We start from the raw sequence: 16,967 nt of genomic DNA on the forward strand, positions 1-16,967 counted from the left end.
GTAAATCAAATGAAAAACAAATTAACAAAACTTGAATTCAAGTGGATTTGTTACGACATGGGAAACTCTGCCTTTATTTTATTAGTCGCGACAATTCTTCCTATCTATTTTAATTATCTTTCAAGCTCACAAGGTGTAGCCGAACACAACTACCTAAGTTATTGGAGCTATGCAGCAAGTCTTTCAACATTAATTGTTGCACTTGCTGGTCCAATTCTTGGAACACTGGCTGACTATAAAGATCACAAGAAAAAAATCTTCTTAACTTGTGCAATGCTAGGTGCATTAGCATTAGCTTGTTTCTGGATCCCAAGTTCTTGGCTTGCATTTCTAGTCCTATTTATTGCTGCCAAAGTTGCCTATTCTTTATCTTTGATCGTATATGATTCAATGCTTACAGACATTACTACAGAAGAAAGAATGGATGCCGTAAGTTCAAAAGGATATGCTTGGGGGTATATCGCTAGTGTTGTTCCTTTTATTATTAGTTTAATCTTTGTATTAATGTATGACAAAATAGGAATGACATTAAAGACAGCCATGATGATCGCATTTATATTAAATGCGGTATGGTGGATAGCATCTACACTTCCTTTAGTAAAAAGCTACAAACAAAAATACTATATTGAACCAGAAGCACATCCTGCTTTAGATACGTTTGCTCGTTTAAAAGACACTTTAATGAAAGCAAAAGAACAAAAGAAAGTCTTCTTATTCTTATTTGCATTCTTCTTCTATATTGATGGTGTTTATACAATTATTGATATGGCTACCGCCTACGGAACAAGTTTAGGATTAAATACAACTGGTCTTCTATTAGCCCTATTATTGACTCAAATTGTTGCCTTCCCTGCAAGTTTAACATTCGCTGTATTATCCAAAACAAAAGATACTGCTTCATTGATTAAGGTTGCGATCATCGCATACTTCTTAATAGCTTTATTTGCCGTACAATTGGATAAACAATGGGAATTCTGGGTATTAGCGGTTGCGGTTGGATGTTTCCAAGGTGGTATTCAAGCTTTATCTAGATCATACTTCGCAAAAATCATTCCAGAAAATGCCAGTGGTGAATACTTCGGACTATTTGATATCTGTGGTAAAGGCGCTAGCTTTTTAGGAACTATGTTGATTGGTGTTGTAACACAGATTACGGGTAAACAAAACATAGGTGTTGCCGCTCTCTCCATCATGTTTGTGATTGGATACCTAATTTTTAATAAAGTATCTAAAATGGACGACTAAAAAAGATTGTACAAGTAACGTACAATCTTTTTATTTAGTGTGCCGGGCATGGCATGAGTTCAGTTGGAGATAAACCAACCACAGGTAGTTACCGCCAAGTGTAGTGGACCACAAGCCGTTGACAGTGATGTCATGGGTGAAGGAAGTGGTGTAGCGATTCTTTTGAGCGCACGTACAGAAACTTGATTAGGCTAAATGGTGGATGAGATTGCTAATCAAATCGAAGTCCAAAAGGTAAACGTAAAACCAAGACAGTAAATCAAGACGTTGTGAAAGAAATAGGACCCATGTCTTACCCCGGGAGGTCTCATGGACAAGGAATTCTAGTAAACTTTAAAATCAGTGATAGTACCCTTGTAGCGAAAAAGGTTAACCATGAGAATTCAGATGAAGTCATAGTAGGTAGTATTACTGAAGGACTGAAACGTTTATAGAGTGCAAATCTCTATTAGCAATGTTTGGATAGTCCGAATATGAGAATAGCCTATTACTATGGAACGTAACCATAGATGGCAAAGGTAATTGGGATGTTTCTAAATAAATTTACAAATAGAAGGAGGAGCAGCAAATGGAATTGATTGAAAAGATTTTAAGTGAAGAAAATCTACAGAAAGCAATCCGCAAGGTCAAGAAGAACAAAGGCGCGCCAGGAGTGGACAAAATGACTGTGCAAGAGGTTGAGGAATGGTTTAATCAATATAAAGAAGAACTTATTTCCAAAATTTCGAATAAACAATACAAACCTATGCCCGTCAAAAGAGTCTATATTCCTAAACCTAATGGTAAACAAAGACCACTAGGAATACCAACTGTTGTAGACCGAGTAATCCAACAAGCTATGTTACAGGTACTAAGTGAAATCTATGAGCCAATATTTAGTGACCACAGTTATGGTTTTAGACCAAATCGTAGTGCACATATGGCAATGGAGGAAGTGCTTGGATATTTAAATGACGGATATGAATGGATTGTTGACCTGGATATTGAGAAATTCTTCGACACAGTAAATCATGATAAATTAATTTCAATCTTAAGAGAGCGTGTCAATGATAGTAGAACATTACATTTGATACGAGCTTATCTGCAAGCAGGAGTTTTGGATAAAGGACTTGTAAGAAGTTCAACCATTGGAACCCCACAAGGAGGTCCGATTAGTGTAATCCTTTCAAACATCTATTTAGACAAGTTTGATAAAGAATTAGAATCTAGAAATCTTCGCTTCGCTAGGTACGCCGACGATTGTATCATTTTCGTTAAAAGCGAAATGAGTGCAAACCGTGTAATGAAATCAGTGACATCGTGGCTAGAAAGAAAACTATTCTTGAAGGTTAGTGCAACAAAAACTAAAGTGGTTAGACCAACTAAAGGTCAATTTCTTGGTTTTACATTTTACAAAGCTAAAACAGTATGGAAATGTACTCCTACTAAAGATAGGAAGAAGCGTCTTTACTCAAATATCCAAAAATATTTGGAAAGAAAACACGCGGTTTCAAGACCGCTATCAGTTACATTTAAGAAATTGAATCAAATGATTAGAGGTTGGATACAATACTTTAAAATTTCAAGTATCAAAGTGTTCTTGGAAGAATTTGGTCAATGGTTACGCCATAAAGTGAGATGTATTATCATTAAACAATGGAAAAGACCAAGGACTATATACAAGAATCTTATGAAACTAAATATAGCATGTAGATGTAAATTCACGCATGATGACATATTTAAATGTGCTAACTCTAGACTTGGATGGTATAGGAGAAGTACTGGGAATATTGTGAATTTTCTTCTTTCTCCCACTGTTCTAGGCATAAAGAAAGGAGATAGGCCAGGTTTGGTCAATCCCCTTATTTACTATCTTGAGATTTTGTGATTCTTTATAGTTTCGATATAAATGTAGAGCCGTATACGAGACCCGTACGTACGGTGGTGTTATCCATAATTCTGGATAATTGAACTTATCCCGAATTATGTATTATCCCGAAAAACAGGTTTTCACTATAGAAAATCAAGTAAAATTCGGGATAATTTTTTTATAATGGCTTCAGGAGGTAATCATAATGAAAGTACTGATAACTGAAGCTATTAATTCAGCTATGAATGCATTTTTTGATGCATTAGGAAATGATACTTATAAAGAACAGTATCGTGAAACTCATTTCAATCCAATTCTAATAGAATATAAACGAGTTGGAGAAGATTATTATGACAGATCTGTTAACGAAGAGATTGAAAAAATATATCAATCTTACCTAGAAACAGGTCAATTTAGTAAAAGCACATTTAATAAACGTTTAAGAGGTCTGAAAATTCTTGAAGAAGTAGTAGAAACAGGACGTTTTGAATGGAAGTTTAAAATGTCAAACGATAACACAATTACTAATTTTTTTACCGATTCCATTGACCGCTATATTCAAACTAGAGATTTAAATCTTCGTAATATAAACTTCGAAAAAAAGACACTTGATAAATTCTCGAATTTTTTGATAGAAAATGGAATTTATACATATCAGGACATAACTTATGAGTGCATCATATCGTTCATAAAAATTGTATCTTTAGTTTCGCCTGGAACTATTGATAAAGTAGCTACTGCCTTATCTAAATATATGCGAAGTCTTGTTGATAATAATCTTGTTTTTGATGATATTTCACATCTGATAAAGGTGAATAGAGTGAAAAACGAAAAAATTAGAAAAGCCGCAGATGTAAACGACATTGCGAAGATTCTAGATACAGTTGATAGAAACAGTGCCATGGGTAAAAGAGATTACGCAATTATCGTATTAGCTTGCACTACAGGGATTAGAGCCGGAGATATCATTAATATTAGAATTTCTGATATTGATTGGAAAAATAAAGAAATCGTAATCATTCAAGGAAAGAACAATTCTTACTTAAAATTGCCGCTTAATGATAATATTTGTGGAGCATTAGCTGATTATGTTTTGAATGGAAGACCTTGCACTAAATCTGACAAGCTATTCATTAGATCTTTGGCTCCATTTCAAGGATTTAATAGTGGCGTATCGATAAATAATATTTTAAGAAGAAGAGCTATGAATGCAGGCGTAACGGTTGGTGGTAAAAATACAATACACGGGATTAGAAGAATGGTTGCGACAGAAATGATAAAGGCTAATCAATCTGTTTATACCGTATCTCAAATACTTGGCCATCAATCATTAAAATCAACTAGACAATATATTGATTTAGATGTAGAAGGTCTAAGAAAATGCACACTATGTTTTAATGATGTAATAGGTGATGAACGATGAAGTATTGCTGGGAATATACGGACGATTATCTTGAATATCGTAGTAGTCTTGGCTTAGACATCAGAAATCCAGGATACTATATAAAGGATTTTTCAAGATATCTTAGAAATACTTATCCAAATGAAATAATCATCACCAAGGAAATGGTTTTTCCTTGGTGCATCACAAGATCTAATGAAAAAAGCTATAGTTTCAAAACAAGGATGTCTAATCTCAGACAGTTTACTATATTTGTCTATTCGTTAGGTGTTTGTGAGTTTATTTTAGATACGAGTTTTACCCCTAAAACAGAACGATATGTTCCGTATATTTTCACTGACCAGGAACTTAGCGACTTATTTAATATAGCTATTAGAATTAGTATTCAAGATCCTAAATCATACAAGAAACTCGTTATATCTATTATCTATCGTTTGATTTTTTATTGTGGACTTAGGCCTAACGAAGGAAGAGAAATAATGATAAGTGACATCAATTTAAACAATCAAACGATTTTCATAAGAAAAAATAAAACACATAAGGAGAGAATCATACCGATATCTGATGATATTTCTGAAATGATCAAAGATTATATGAGAAAGGCTTCTTTATTTGAAATGAACAGCCCTTATCTGTTTAGTTCGCCTAAATTTGATTGTTATAAATCAACTTGGCTCAGAACAGAATTTTTAAAATTATGGGAAGAAGTTAAAGACCCATCTAATACAGCTAGAGTTAGAGTGTACGATTTACGGCATCGTTTTGCTACAACACTCATGATGAAATTTATTGATGAAGGAAAAGATTTAAATAATATATTGCCATATATGAGTTCCTATATGGGACATTCTAGTTTTGAAGAAACTGCATATTATATCCATTTATTACCCGATAGATTAAAAAATTCAAAAGCTATTGATTGGGAAAAGATGGAATCGATTATTCCAGAGGTATCGCAATGAAAAAGAAAGAACTAAAATATTTTAAAACAATTCGAGATTACTTTGAAATTTTTTTGCCGAATCAAAAAGGAGCAAGCTACCATACTATCAAGAATTATAAGATTTGTATGAATCAATTCTTAGATTTCGCTAAAGATTATTTGGGTATCAAACTCAGAGACTTTGATTTTAATGATACGACTATTGAACTTGTTGAATCATTTCTTGAATATGGAGAAAACGAATATCACTGGTCAGCTCAAACAAGAAATTTAAAATTAGCTGCAATAAGATCATTCTACAAGTATTCAGCTAATCACGATATAACGTTAATTGATATTTACCTAAAACTTATGACAATTCCAATAAAATCAGTAACTAAAGGAACTGTTATTGATTTCTTCAGTGAGAAAGAATTAGAACTTCTTCTTAACCAACCTAACCAATCAAATATTAAAGATAGAAGAAACCTCGCAATGATGATTACTTTATACGACACAGGAGCTCGAATACAGGAATTATTAAACATAAGAATAAAAGATATCTCGTTAGAATCATCTCCACATATTGCTATCTACGGAAAAGGAAAAAAAATGCGCATAGTTCCAATAATGGATAAAACCGTCAAACATCTTAAAAGATATTTGGACGATTATGATTTAAATAGCGACGATTATGTCTTTTTTACACTTCATCATGGAGAACGAACAAAAATGAATCCTGATACAGTCCAAAAATTAATCGATCGATATTGTATCATGGCCAATAATGTTGATTCAAAATTTCCAAGGCATATATATTGCCATATGTTTCGCCATTCTAGAGCCATGCATCTTTATCGTAATGGTATGCCTCTTCCTTTGGTATCTGAATGGTTAGGTCATGCACAAATTAATACCACTAGAGAATTTTATGCCAACGCTGATACCGAAATGAAGCGGAAGGCTATCAATGCAGCTTTACCTGTGATTAATATCATAGATAGTAGCACTAATAATTATGACTTTGATGATGAAGAACTTTTAAAGAAACTATACTCACTTAAATAAAAAATTATCCCGAATTTTACTTGATTTTCTATAGTGAAAACCTGTTTTTCGGGATAATACATAATTCGGGATAAGTTCAATGGGAGGGGCGATAATTTTATCCCTCTACCCTATTCTAATTTCATGACCATTCTTACAATTCCATACAATGCTGCATATAAGACGGCAGCAACAGGCCAAATCATATAGGTGATATCCCATTGTTTTGTCCATAAGCTCCAACCAAGATAAACAGCTGTTACAAGACACCAATATACACCTGTGAATGTTTCAGTTTTCTTCTTTGCACGCTTTTCTTTTTTCGTATAATCCCCTTCTTGCAGCAATGTTTCATAGCTACTTTTTATTGTGGAAACACGAATTAGAATATTCACGCCAACGGAAACCAAAATTAATAATACAGCTAAACATAATGTACACACATAATCAGATGCTTCCATGCAACCTACAATGATCAATGGGACTACAGATAAAATACACAAAACAACACCGCATGCTAGACAGAAAGAATAATGTTCTTGATAGTTTTGATTCTTTTCTTTGACAAGTCCTGTTACACCATATTCTGTTTCAAAAGGTTCTTGTTCTAAATATTGTAAAGAACTCAATTTAATTCCTTTTTTAATGAAGATAAATACTGCAAGTGCAACCATACCTAATAATATGGCACATGCAATTCCAATGGCTAAGCCATCATTGAAAGTTGAAATCAGAAACAAAGGAATTGGACTTAAGATACATAATGTTGTCGCATTCGCAAGCATAGGTGCTGCTTTTTTCTTTTCATCCATATATGTATTCGCCTCTTCCATACTCACACGATGTAATTCACAATCTGTATCGCATATTGTCTCTGTATTTTCTTTTTCAACTTCATCTTTTAACAAGTAATCTGTGCTCACTCCAAATAAGTCAGCTAACTGAATAATCTTTTTTAAATCTGGAATTGCTCCTGCACTTTCCCATTTTGAAACCGACTGTCTAGATACGCCTAGTTTTTGTGCCAAATCTTCTTGTGTCCACCCATTCTTTTTTCTTTCTTCAATTATTTTATCAGCTAGAATCATTGTTCTTCCTCCTTAGCCAAAGTTTACTAAAATTTGCGGTTGCATTCCACCAACCTGGCTTGTCAATTTATCAATTTACAGTTGCATATACTAGAAAAGACTTGAATTCAAATCAAGTCTTTATCTATGCCACATATTTACTTAATATATGACTAAGCTTTTGTTCATCAATTGGTTTTGAGATCGAATCATTCATAATCGTTTGATTCATACTATATTCTGATTGCGCACTCATGGCGACAATTGGAATGGATGGATTGATTTTACGAATGCATTTAGCAGCTTCATCCCCATTCATTTTTGGCATCATAATATCCATCAAAATCAAAGAATACTTATTTGGTTGTTCCTTAACTTTTTCAACTGCTTCTAATCCATTCCATGCCTTATCTACATTGGCATGTACGGCATTTAAATAAAACTCTGCCACTTCCATATTGATTTCATTATCTTCTACTAAAAGAATTCTTTTATCCTTTAAATCCAATTTTGAAGTATCTTGTTTTGCGGTATTGGATGTATCCAATTGATAAGCAAGAATGACCTTAATTTGTGTACCTACACCCACTTCACTTTTGACTTCAATACTTCCGCCAAGCTTATCCACTAAGCCTTTCACAATCGACATACCTAAACCAGTTCCTTCATATCTTGTTCTGGCATCTTGTTTAACTTGTGAAAACGGCGTAAACAAGTGATTCTCAATATAATCTTCACTCATACCAATTCCCGTATCTTTAATTTCAAATTCAAATGTAACTTTTGAATCATCGCTCGATATTTCTCTGACATACGTATCAATCGTGCCATTTGACTTATTGTACTTAATGGCATTCGTTAATAGGTTTACGAGAATTCTTCTAAGTTGTAATGCATCTCCAATTAAATGCGTATGGACTACATTCTCCATATGCTTGTGATATGTAATATTTTGAAGGGATACTTGGGCATCAATCAAACTATTCAATTCTTCAACCATATAATTTAAATCAAATGGCTCATTCACAATCTCCATATGATCTGATTCTAATTTAGACATATTCAAAACATCTTCCACCAATTCATTTAAGTGTTTTGTCAAAACTTCCATCTTATTTAAAGAATCATCCAACTTATCCATATCACCCCAGTTTTTACGTATAATCTGCATCATACCTAAAATACCATTGATTGGCGTACGAACATCATGGCTCATACGATTCATAAAATCAGTTTTAGCTTTACTTTCTAAATCTACTTTTTGATATGCTAATTGTAACTTTTTCTTTTCTCTATCTTCTTTCTCATGAAATGCCGATGTATTTCTGAACAAAATAATAGCACGTACTATATTACGTTCCTTTTGAATATCTATATCATAAATAACATCTTCACTCATCAATATCATTTCTTGAATCCAGATCACACCTTGATGTGGTATTTGAATCTGATATTCAACCGTAACATGTTTGTCCCCTGCTCTATATCAATTTAAAAGGCTTTGACTCGATTCAACAACGCTAAAGCTTCCCAAACAATCCTCTAACACATTCGCCTTTAATTGTTTAAAATATGCATTATAATCACATGGTAAATTTGGCTTTTTATCTGCACACATATAATTGTCGTAAATACCATCGATTTGATTCTGCGTTAAATTCACGGAGAAAACTAATCGTGCAATTGCCATCAAAGCTTCAATATAATGATCGTTTTCTAAAATAGATTGTTTCAACTGATCATAATAACGCATCAATTGTTGCTTCTCATCCATTTCAATTTTGTCATAATAAATTTTAAAACCTAACGCAAAATGATGCAGATGATTCTTTTCATCGCTATCTAAATAAACGGCTATAATTTTCCCTTTTAATTTTGTACGCTTAATTTGATGACAAAATGAAATTTCTAATACAGGATTTTCCTTTGTGAGACACTCATTTAAATAGTCAAGCTGTAACACATGACGATACTCTTCCTTCTTATTCTCTTCAAACAATTCATTTAGAATTTGCTCAACTGCACCCGAGTAGATGCCATCTTCTGCTAAGAAAAAGGAATAGCTAGCCCGTAAAGTAAAATATGCATCGATTTTGGCATCACAATAAATACAATCCGAAAAATTATACCCTTTATCTTTTAATTGTTGTATAACACGAAGAATCAAATCACGTTTTTCTGTAGCCTCATTGATTTTCGACTGGTTTTTATCAATATACATATTTTTATCTGCCTGACAAAACAATTCGCGCATTGTTAATTTTGAAAAAATCATTTGAATACGCAAAACCAGCCGGATAACTTAATGGAATTTCTGAACATTTAGTACATTCTTTTTTGATATTTTCTAAATTTCTTTTTACGTCTTCCTTTGTCACATTTTTAAAGAAGGCAATAAATTCATCACCGCCACAGCGACCTACAAATTGATTTTCATCCACACCTTTACGAAGATTTTTCGCAAACGAATTGATATATAAATTACCTCTTTCGTGTCCTTGTTGATTGTCGATGATTCTAAGGTTATTTAAATCAAACACACAGATTGACATATTTTGTTCAGCTTCTAAAGTTAAAATCTCTTCACACTTATTTTTATTTGGCAATCCCGTTGCTTCATCTAAATAAACTTTGTTCTTTAACTCACGATTCACTCTGGCATAACGCAAAGCCTTGATAAGCTCATATAAAATCATAAAGATGAGGATTACAATATCAATGATTGTCAATGCTTCAAATTATCCTAAGCGTGTTGCGATTCTTTGTGCATATGTTTCCCTGTGGCCACATCACATAGAGAAAAGAAAGTTTCACTCTTTTGAATAATATTCGTATTCTCATATCCAACTTGTAGAACAAGATCAATTTCTTGTTTTAATGTATCAAAATACGCATCTAATTCTTCCATCTTGACCTGAAAAGCCTTATCATCTAAAGATACTAAATCTAGTACTTCACTGCCAAAACGAAGTCCTTTAATATATCTATCCACATCCGGAATCATTTCATCTGGAGGCATTCCTGCATCTTCCAATTTAATAATCTGCCGTGTTTTTCCACGTACTAATCCTGCATAATTGACAACACGAGCCATCCCTTGAATACGTGATGCCATCAAAATGATGATTAAAATCAGTATAATCAAAATACAGGCTGAAGCCATCATTTAAAAACGTATTATTTTTGAGAAATGATTCATTTTCTTATTCTTCATACTATTATTGTATTAAGAAAATGAAATTATCACAAAAAAAGGATGAATTCATTTATTCATCCTGCAACTAATCCATATTACAATCCATATGCACATTCCGACAACCATGAAACTAAATCCAATGAGTGCCAAAGCCATTCCTTCATGCTTTAAGCCATCTACTCCTACATATGCGTTTATTTTCCCCTTTAAAAGCAAGAAAACAGTTCCTGCAATCAAAAATAAATTCGCAACAAATGCAGGTGTAAATACACGATCCTTTTGATCCATAATAACATCCCCTTATTGTTACCGATGTATTATATCATTTCATTCCTTTATTAAACCTTAAATTTCTCTTAACTTTCTTAGCATTTGATTGTACAATAGATAAGAATAAAAGAAGGAAGGATTCTTATGCAAAACATTGATGAATTAGTTAATTTACACGAATGCCCTCTATGTGAAGGTGGTTCGATTCTAGAAGAAGAAGGAAACGGATTCTATGCACAATGCATGGATTGTGGCTGCTATACAGTTCATGTTGATTATAAAAACGAAGAAGATCGTTTAGAAGCTGCTAAAAGAGCCGCTGAATTATTTAATACAGGTAAAGTATTAAAATCAAATCCTGGCGAATAAGAAAATGAGTGGAATTTCCACTCATTTTTTTTATTTAACTGAATTTTGATCTAACCACTTACCTCGAACCATACGGATCAAGAATATAATACCTCTAAATACCAGTTCGAAAGTCATTGTAGCCCATACACCAATAACACCATATCGCTTTGTGAAAATAATAATTGGTAAAACACGCATTCCCCACATGCTCAACGCATTTAGAATAAAAGGACGTTTACTATCTCCAGCCCCACGTAATGCCCCCATTACTACAATACTAATCGCAAATAATGGTTCAGAAAAAGAAACAATTCTTAAGCACTCACTAGCTCCATCAATAACTCCTTGACTATTCGTTAGTGTTGAAGCCAAAAATGGGGCAAACACAAACATGATAACACTCATAAATATCACTAGAACAAAAGATAATAAGGTTGTTAAATACGCAAATCGTTTTGCCATATCCTTTCGATTGGCCCCAATACTTTGTCCAACCAATGTAGTTGCAGCACCACCAATTCCATAAGCTGGCAAATAACATAATCCTTCTGCTGAAACAGCCACATAATTAATAGCCACACTGATTGCACCCATTCCTGAAACGACACCCGTCATCACAACTTGAGCTAAGGATAGTGTCACTCTTTCAAGACCTGCTGGAATTGAAAGATTCACTACATTCTTCAAGATATCTTTATCAAATTTCCACGATTCATCACCTAGAAGTCGTAATGATTTTTCCTTTTTGACTACAATATACATTAAGATAAAGCCTACAACCAATTGCGCCATTCCCGTTCCTAGTGCAGCTCCGGCAACACCTAAATTTAGTATATAAATAAAGAAATAGTTAAAAATAACATCAAATACACACATTGAAATATTCATAAGACTTGGAAGCACGGCATTCCCTGAACATCTTAACATTCCTGAATGTAACATCGCCATCATATTAAATGGAACAAAAGCACCTACTATTGCCAAATATAAAGTGGCATCTCTACAAATTGATGGGTCTGCTCCCAATAATTTTGGCAAATAAAAACTGGATGCTACCACAACCAATGCCATACATAAACCAAAGATGATATTAAAGAGAATCGACTGACATACTACCTGTCTTGCCAGTTTATTTTTACCAGCCCCTAAATATTGAGCTACCTGCACTGAAAAACCTAATACCGCAGCTGTACAAATTCCTCCAAAAAGCCATGTTGTACTGGCAACAACACCAATGGCTGCCGTAGCCTTATAACCTAGTGATCCAACCATAGCTGTATCAATATAACTCATGGCCGTTCCAACTAATTGTTCTAATATTGCAGGTACAGATAATAAAATGACGATTTTTAATTGATCTTTGAATTCTATTTTTTTATTTTCGCGCATCTGCGCCGTTATTTCCATCATGTTCATAAGATGATTATACAAAGAAAAAAGATGTATGTCACCATACACCTTTTAATCTTCTACCTCTTCACGCCACATTTTGGCTCCTAAATGAGCTAACTTTCCGTCCAAGTTATCATAACCACGATCAATATGATAAATATCATGGATTTCTGTCACACCATCAGCCATTAAAGCTGCGATGACAAGTCCAGCACCACAACGAAGATCTGTTGCAGTTACTTTAGAACCATGTAACTTTGTCTTTCCGTTGATAAACGCACTTGGTGTGTGTACATCAATGTCAGCACCCATCTTATTTAACTCTGCACAATGTTTGAAACGTTCTGTATAAATTGTTTCTGTTACTACAGATTGGCCTTCACATTGTGTTAATAATACAGTAAATGGTTGTTGAACATCTGTGGCAAAGCCTGGATATGGTTTTGTCAAGATTTCTGTACGTTTCAAAGGTTTATCTGTTTTAAATACATGAATAAAATCCGAACCAACTTCCATATTGATTCCCACTTCTTGAAGTTTCATAACAATGGCTTCCAAGTGTTGAGGAATAATATTTTCGATGCGCATGTCATTGGCTATAGCAGCTGCCATAATCACATAAGTTGCTGCTTCAATACGATCTGGAATGATTTCATGAATACAGCCTTTTAAATATTCAACACCATCAATCACAAGAGTACTTGTCCCCATACCATGAATTCTAGCACCCATTTTATTTAATAATGTTGCGATATCAATAATTTCAGGCTCACGCGCGGCATTTTCAATAACCGTTCTACCTTTTGCGTAAACAGCTGCCATCATAATGTTGATTGTAGCTCCTACACTCGAAATATCTAAGAAAATATTTGTTCCTTTTAATTCTTTCGCATCCAATATATAACATCCATTTTCATATTGAATATTTGCACCCAAAGCCTCAAACCCTTTTAAGTGCAAATCAATAGGTCTAGGACCCAAGTAACATCCACCAGGCATCTTAATTTCTGCATGACCAAATTTTCCTAACAAAGCTCCCATAAAGTAGTAGCTTGCTCTTAATTTTGAAACAGCCTTAGATACCATAGGAATATTTTCCATATGAGTAGGATCTATATATAATGTTTCTTCATCTCGTTTTTCAACATAAACACCAAGTTCATTTAATAAAACGATCAAAGACTGTACATCTGAAATATTAGGTACACCATAAATTGTAACCGGCTCATTTCCTAAAACACATGCTGGAATTAAAGCCACAGTCGCATTCTTTGAACCACTAATACGTACTGTTCCATTTAAATCATGTCCACCTTCAATTTTAATGACTTTTTCCATTCATTTTCCCCCATTTCAAGGTAATGCCTATCTATTATAGCCTATTCAATCCGGATAATCTAGAAAAATATTGTAAATTCCAAAAGCCATCTATTTTAAATGTTTTTCCATCCAATTTGTGATTTCATTTAAACGACGCAAACGATGTTGAGGAAGTCCCGTACGTGATAAATCATGATTTTCACCATGGAACAAGCACATGCGAGCTTCAATATTCTGATCTAATAAAGCATTCAACATTTGTAGGCCTTCACAAAGTGGACAACGATAATCCTCATCAGAGTGAATAAATAATGTTGGTGTTTTCACATTACGTGCATATTTCAATGGTGAATGCCACCACAATTTTTCTGGATTTTCATCATATGTAGCAGATTGTTGATCTTGTGCAAAGTATGGTCCAATATCACTTGTCTGAGAGAATGAGATCCAGTTGGCAATACTTCTTTGACTAGCAGCACACGCAAAACGATCCGTATGACCAATGATCCAGTTTGTCATAAATCCACCATAGCTTCCTCCAGTTACACCAACTCTGCTTGAATCAATTTGAGGATATGTTTCTAAGACTTTATCTGTAAACTGCATCAATTCGTCATAATCAATCGTACCATATTTTCCACGAATATCCATAAACTCGTTGCCACGTCCATCTGAACCATGAATATTACAGAAGAATACAAAGTATCCCTTACTTGCCCACACTTGCATTTCATGATAGAACACTTTTCCATATACTGTTTTAGGTCCACCATGAATATCTAAAATAGCCGGATATTTTTTTGTTTCATCATAATCTTTAGGCAATAATACCCATCCTGTTAAATCTTCACTAAAATTAACTTCTACAGGATCTGCCACATATGTATCTTCCATTTTATTAAAATCAGATAATTGAACGGCTTTACCATCTACAACTTTATACAATTGTTGAAGACTTGCCACATCAGCTCCAATAAAATATAATGTGTCATCTTCAAATGCGAAAGATTGAATTGTTCCTGGCCATTCAAATACAAGTTCAATGGTTCCATTTTCTAATTTATACAAATTATTGTGATCATAGATCGTAGAAACAAAATATAACGCATCTTTATTTACTAGAGTCGCATTACCTGCAACTAAAGCACAATCTGTACCTACACTGTTTCCAACACATTCTTGCCAATCAGCAATTAAATTAAAGTCTTGATCAAAGAATTTTGGATTCTCATTCAAACCATATTTTTCATGTGTGCTTGCGATAAGAACCAATTTACCATCCACAAAATCAAAACTTTGAATACTTCTTTCCTTAGCATCTACAACTGTACTTACAGACCCATCATATTTATAAAGATTTTCATATAAAGCTTGTTTTCTTGTCCAATTTTGTCCTGTATAATACAAAGCACCATCATGAATCTTTGCGTTTGACACATCAAAAGTACCTTCTGTAACACAAACAAGTTCTTTTGTGTCTAAATCATATGTATATAAATGCGTACGATGTTTATTGGTGATTCCCTGACCATTCATATAGAAAGGAATCTCATCAAACACTTCATAATCACTTTCTTCTTCAACAAGTTTTTCTTTAGTCATCAAAACCAAAGTATTCTCGTTTAAATATCCCAAAACATTCATTCCTGGTTTATCAAAGCGAGCGATTTCTTTGGCTTCTCCACCATTCAAAGATAAACGATATAAAGAAGTAGATTTTTCAATATTTTTACGATTTCCACAGAATAGAACCGAATTTTCATTTTCGATATAAAACCCTGCTTCTTTTCCAAAAGAAGTTAAATCATATACTTTATCGTCCTTTACGCATTTTAAAGTATATTCATAAGCATTTTCTTTTTCTGCTACTACTCCATCAACAAAAACTTTTACTTCATCTTTCACTTTTAAATTTCCATAAAAGTGATAAGACAATAAATCATTAATTTCAACTGACTTCATGTATTTTCCCTCCAAATTATGCAAAAAGCAGGCTTAAAGCCTGCTTTATTTAAAAACTTTAATTATTCAGCTTTTCCAGCAGAACCAAAGAAGTTTTCCATCATTTCTTTACATAATGCTGTGATTGCATCAGCACCTGGTTTTAATAATTTACGTGGATCGTATCCTTTTCCTTCTTGGTCTTTTCCAGCTTCGATGTATTTACGAGTTGCTTCAGCAAATACTAACTGACATTCAGTATTAACGTTAACTTTAGAAACACCTAATGTGATAGCTTTTTGAACTTGTTCACGAGGAATTCCTGAACCACCGTGTAATACTAATGGTTTTCCGTTTGTTGCGTTTTGGATTTCTCCTAAACGATCAAAGTTTAATCCAGCCCAGTTTGCAGGATATTTACCGTGGATATTTCCGATACCAGCTGCTAAGAAGTCTACACCTAAGTCAGCGATAGTTTTACATTCTTCAGGGTCAGCTAATTCACCAGCAGATACGACACCGTCTTCTTCTCCACCGATTCCACCAACTTCACATTCAATTGATAATCCTTTTGAGTGTGCTAAGGCGATCATTTCTTTTGATTTTTCTAAGTTTTCTTCAAATGCATAGTGAGAACCATCGAACATTACAGAAGTAAATCCTGCTTCGATAGCAGCTTTTGCACCTTCATATGAACCGTGGTCCAAGTGTAAAGCTACAGGAACTGTAATTCCCATTGCATCGTGGATTTCTTTTACCATAGCAGCAACTGTTTTGAAACCACACATGTATTTAGCAGCACCTTCAGATACTCCTAACATAACTGGTGATTTAGCTTCTTCAGCAGCAGCTAAGATAGCTTTTGTCCATTCCAAGTTATTGATGTTGAAAGCACCAATCGCATAGTGCCCTTCGTGAGCTTTGTTGATCATTTCAGTAGCAGATACTAACATTACTCTATTCCT

17 protein-coding genes are annotated in these 16,967 nt (G+C 33.8%); 7 read left to right on the top strand and 10 right to left on the bottom strand.

Annotation, left to right across the window (positions count from 1 at the left end):
* Window positions 1-9 precede the first annotated feature (9 nt).
* From LJE08_RS04135 to LJE08_RS04155, 6 genes are all read left to right on the top strand, one after another.
* Window positions 10-1,245 (top strand): MFS transporter, encoded by a 1,236-nt coding sequence (locus LJE08_RS04135; RefSeq protein ID WP_117926701.1) that lies wholly within the window; start codon window positions 10-12, stop codon window positions 1,243-1,245.
* Window positions 1,246-1,308: 63 nt separating this feature from the next.
* Complete coding sequence (locus LJE08_RS15005; protein ID WP_255650304.1) at window positions 1,309-1,431, top strand: hypothetical protein; 123 nt, start codon at window positions 1,309-1,311, stop codon at window positions 1,429-1,431.
* Between the two features lie 382 nt (window positions 1,432-1,813).
* A complete protein-coding gene (gene ltrA, locus LJE08_RS04140; RefSeq protein ID WP_227402483.1) occupies window positions 1,814-3,112 on the top strand; it encodes a group II intron reverse transcriptase/maturase in 1,299 nt (432 codons plus the stop codon).
* Between the two features lie 187 nt (window positions 3,113-3,299).
* Entirely contained in the window at window positions 3,300-4,517 is a 1,218-nt protein-coding gene (locus tag LJE08_RS04145; protein WP_117926822.1) for a tyrosine-type recombinase/integrase, read from the top strand.
* On the top strand, window positions 4,514-5,458 hold the full coding sequence (locus LJE08_RS04150) for a tyrosine-type recombinase/integrase (RefSeq protein ID WP_117926823.1): 945 nt from the start codon (window positions 4,514-4,516) through the stop codon (window positions 5,456-5,458). The genes LJE08_RS04145 and LJE08_RS04150 overlap by 4 nt, the downstream gene beginning before the upstream one ends.
* Window positions 5,455-6,486, top strand: coding sequence for a tyrosine-type recombinase/integrase (locus tag LJE08_RS04155; protein ID WP_154555467.1), 1,032 nt, complete (start codon window positions 5,455-5,457; stop codon window positions 6,484-6,486). Before LJE08_RS04150 ends, LJE08_RS04155 begins: the two co-directional genes overlap by 4 nt.
* Window positions 6,487-6,596: 110 nt before the next feature.
* Here LJE08_RS04155 and LJE08_RS04160 read toward each other — a convergent pair whose 3' ends face one another.
* The 6 genes from LJE08_RS04160 to LJE08_RS04185 all read right to left on the bottom strand — a co-directional run bounded on the left by LJE08_RS04160 (window position 6,597) and on the right by LJE08_RS04185 (window position 11,016).
* Window positions 6,597-7,553 carry a helix-turn-helix domain-containing protein gene (locus LJE08_RS04160; RefSeq protein WP_227402484.1) on the bottom strand — a complete coding sequence of 319 codons (957 nt, stop codon included), beginning with the start codon at window positions 7,551-7,553 and terminating at the stop codon, window positions 6,597-6,599.
* Window positions 7,554-7,677: 124 nt separating this feature from the next.
* Window positions 7,678-8,958 carry an ATP-binding protein gene (locus tag LJE08_RS04165; RefSeq protein ID WP_227402485.1) on the bottom strand — a complete coding sequence of 427 codons (1,281 nt, stop codon included), beginning with the start codon at window positions 8,956-8,958 and terminating at the stop codon, window positions 7,678-7,680.
* A 60-nt stretch (window positions 8,959-9,018) separates the two neighbouring features.
* Window positions 9,019-9,753 (bottom strand): hypothetical protein, encoded by a 735-nt coding sequence (locus LJE08_RS04170; protein ID WP_227402486.1) that lies wholly within the window; start codon window positions 9,751-9,753, stop codon window positions 9,019-9,021.
* Between the two features lie 4 nt (window positions 9,754-9,757).
* On the bottom strand, window positions 9,758-10,261 hold the full coding sequence (locus tag LJE08_RS04175; protein WP_227402487.1) for a diguanylate cyclase domain-containing protein: 504 nt from the start codon (window positions 10,259-10,261) through the stop codon (window positions 9,758-9,760).
* A 14-nt stretch (window positions 10,262-10,275) separates the two neighbouring features.
* Window positions 10,276-10,698 carry a hypothetical protein gene (locus LJE08_RS04180; RefSeq protein WP_227402488.1) on the bottom strand — a complete coding sequence of 141 codons (423 nt, stop codon included), beginning with the start codon at window positions 10,696-10,698 and terminating at the stop codon, window positions 10,276-10,278.
* A gap of 96 nt (window positions 10,699-10,794) precedes the next feature.
* Window positions 10,795-11,016: a DUF3955 domain-containing protein gene (locus tag LJE08_RS04185; protein WP_117926847.1), complete on the bottom strand. Its 222-nt coding sequence runs from the start codon at window positions 11,014-11,016 to the stop codon at window positions 10,795-10,797.
* A 126-nt stretch (window positions 11,017-11,142) separates the two neighbouring features.
* Between LJE08_RS04185 and LJE08_RS04190 the strand changes: the two genes are divergently transcribed.
* Window positions 11,143-11,367 (top strand): Lar family restriction alleviation protein, encoded by a 225-nt coding sequence (locus LJE08_RS04190; protein ID WP_117926846.1) that lies wholly within the window; start codon window positions 11,143-11,145, stop codon window positions 11,365-11,367.
* 30 nt (window positions 11,368-11,397) lie between these two features.
* Here LJE08_RS04190 and LJE08_RS04195 read toward each other — a convergent pair whose 3' ends face one another.
* The 4 genes from LJE08_RS04195 to fba all read right to left on the bottom strand — a co-directional run bounded on the left by LJE08_RS04195 (window position 11,398) and on the right by fba (window position 16,955).
* Complete coding sequence (locus LJE08_RS04195; RefSeq protein ID WP_147346774.1) at window positions 11,398-12,765, bottom strand: MATE family efflux transporter; 1,368 nt, start codon at window positions 12,763-12,765, stop codon at window positions 11,398-11,400.
* A 45-nt stretch (window positions 12,766-12,810) separates the two neighbouring features.
* Window positions 12,811-14,079, bottom strand: a complete 1,269-nt coding sequence (locus LJE08_RS04200) for a UDP-N-acetylglucosamine 1-carboxyvinyltransferase (RefSeq protein ID WP_117925065.1) — start codon at window positions 14,077-14,079, stop codon at window positions 12,811-12,813.
* Window positions 14,080-14,169: 90 nt separating this feature from the next.
* A complete protein-coding gene (locus LJE08_RS04205) occupies window positions 14,170-16,023 on the bottom strand; it encodes a S9 family peptidase (RefSeq protein WP_186998831.1) in 1,854 nt (617 codons plus the stop codon).
* 62 nt (window positions 16,024-16,085) lie between these two features.
* Window positions 16,086-16,955, bottom strand: coding sequence for a class II fructose-1,6-bisphosphate aldolase (gene fba, locus LJE08_RS04210; RefSeq protein WP_117925061.1), 870 nt, complete (start codon window positions 16,953-16,955; stop codon window positions 16,086-16,088).
* Window positions 16,956-16,967: the final 12 nt, after the last annotated feature.

It is taken from the genome of Holdemanella sp. DFI.5.55 (assembly GCF_020593575.1).
Taxonomy (GTDB): domain Bacteria; phylum Bacillota_I; class Bacilli_A; order Erysipelotrichales; family Erysipelotrichaceae; genus Holdemanella; species Holdemanella hominis.

What these genes read in the sequence shown, in the direction of transcription:
- LJE08_RS04135 (WP_117926701.1), top strand. Translation starts at nt 10, where the DNA reads ATGAAAAACAAATTAACAAAACTTGAATTCAAGTGGATTTGTTACGAC.
- ltrA (WP_227402483.1), top strand. Translation starts at nt 1,814, where the DNA reads ATGGAATTGATTGAAAAGATTTTAAGTGAAGAAAATCTACAGAAAGCA.
- LJE08_RS04145 (WP_117926822.1), top strand. Translation starts at nt 3,300, where the DNA reads ATGAAAGTACTGATAACTGAAGCTATTAATTCAGCTATGAATGCATTT.
- LJE08_RS04150 (WP_117926823.1), top strand. Translation starts at nt 4,514, where the DNA reads ATGAAGTATTGCTGGGAATATACGGACGATTATCTTGAATATCGTAGT.
- LJE08_RS04155 (WP_154555467.1), top strand. Translation starts at nt 5,455, where the DNA reads ATGAAAAAGAAAGAACTAAAATATTTTAAAACAATTCGAGATTACTTT.
- LJE08_RS04160 (WP_227402484.1), bottom strand. Translation starts at nt 7,553, where the DNA reads ATGATTCTAGCTGATAAAATAATTGAAGAAAGAAAAAAGAATGGGTGG.
- LJE08_RS04170 (WP_227402486.1), bottom strand. Translation starts at nt 9,753, where the DNA reads ATGTATATTGATAAAAACCAGTCGAAAATCAATGAGGCTACAGAAAAA.
- LJE08_RS04180 (WP_227402488.1), bottom strand. Translation starts at nt 10,698, where the DNA reads ATGATGGCTTCAGCCTGTATTTTGATTATACTGATTTTAATCATCATT.
- LJE08_RS04185 (WP_117926847.1), bottom strand. Translation starts at nt 11,016, where the DNA reads ATGGATCAAAAGGATCGTGTATTTACACCTGCATTTGTTGCGAATTTA.
- LJE08_RS04190 (WP_117926846.1), top strand. Translation starts at nt 11,143, where the DNA reads ATGCAAAACATTGATGAATTAGTTAATTTACACGAATGCCCTCTATGT.
- LJE08_RS04195 (WP_147346774.1), bottom strand. Translation starts at nt 12,765, where the DNA reads ATGAACATGATGGAAATAACGGCGCAGATGCGCGAAAATAAAAAAATA.
- LJE08_RS04200 (WP_117925065.1), bottom strand. Translation starts at nt 14,079, where the DNA reads ATGGAAAAAGTCATTAAAATTGAAGGTGGACATGATTTAAATGGAACA.
- LJE08_RS04205 (WP_186998831.1), bottom strand. Translation starts at nt 16,023, where the DNA reads ATGAAGTCAGTTGAAATTAATGATTTATTGTCTTATCACTTTTATGGA.
- fba (WP_117925061.1), bottom strand. Translation starts at nt 16,955, where the DNA reads ATGTTAGTATCTGCTACTGAAATGATCAACAAAGCTCACGAAGGGCAC.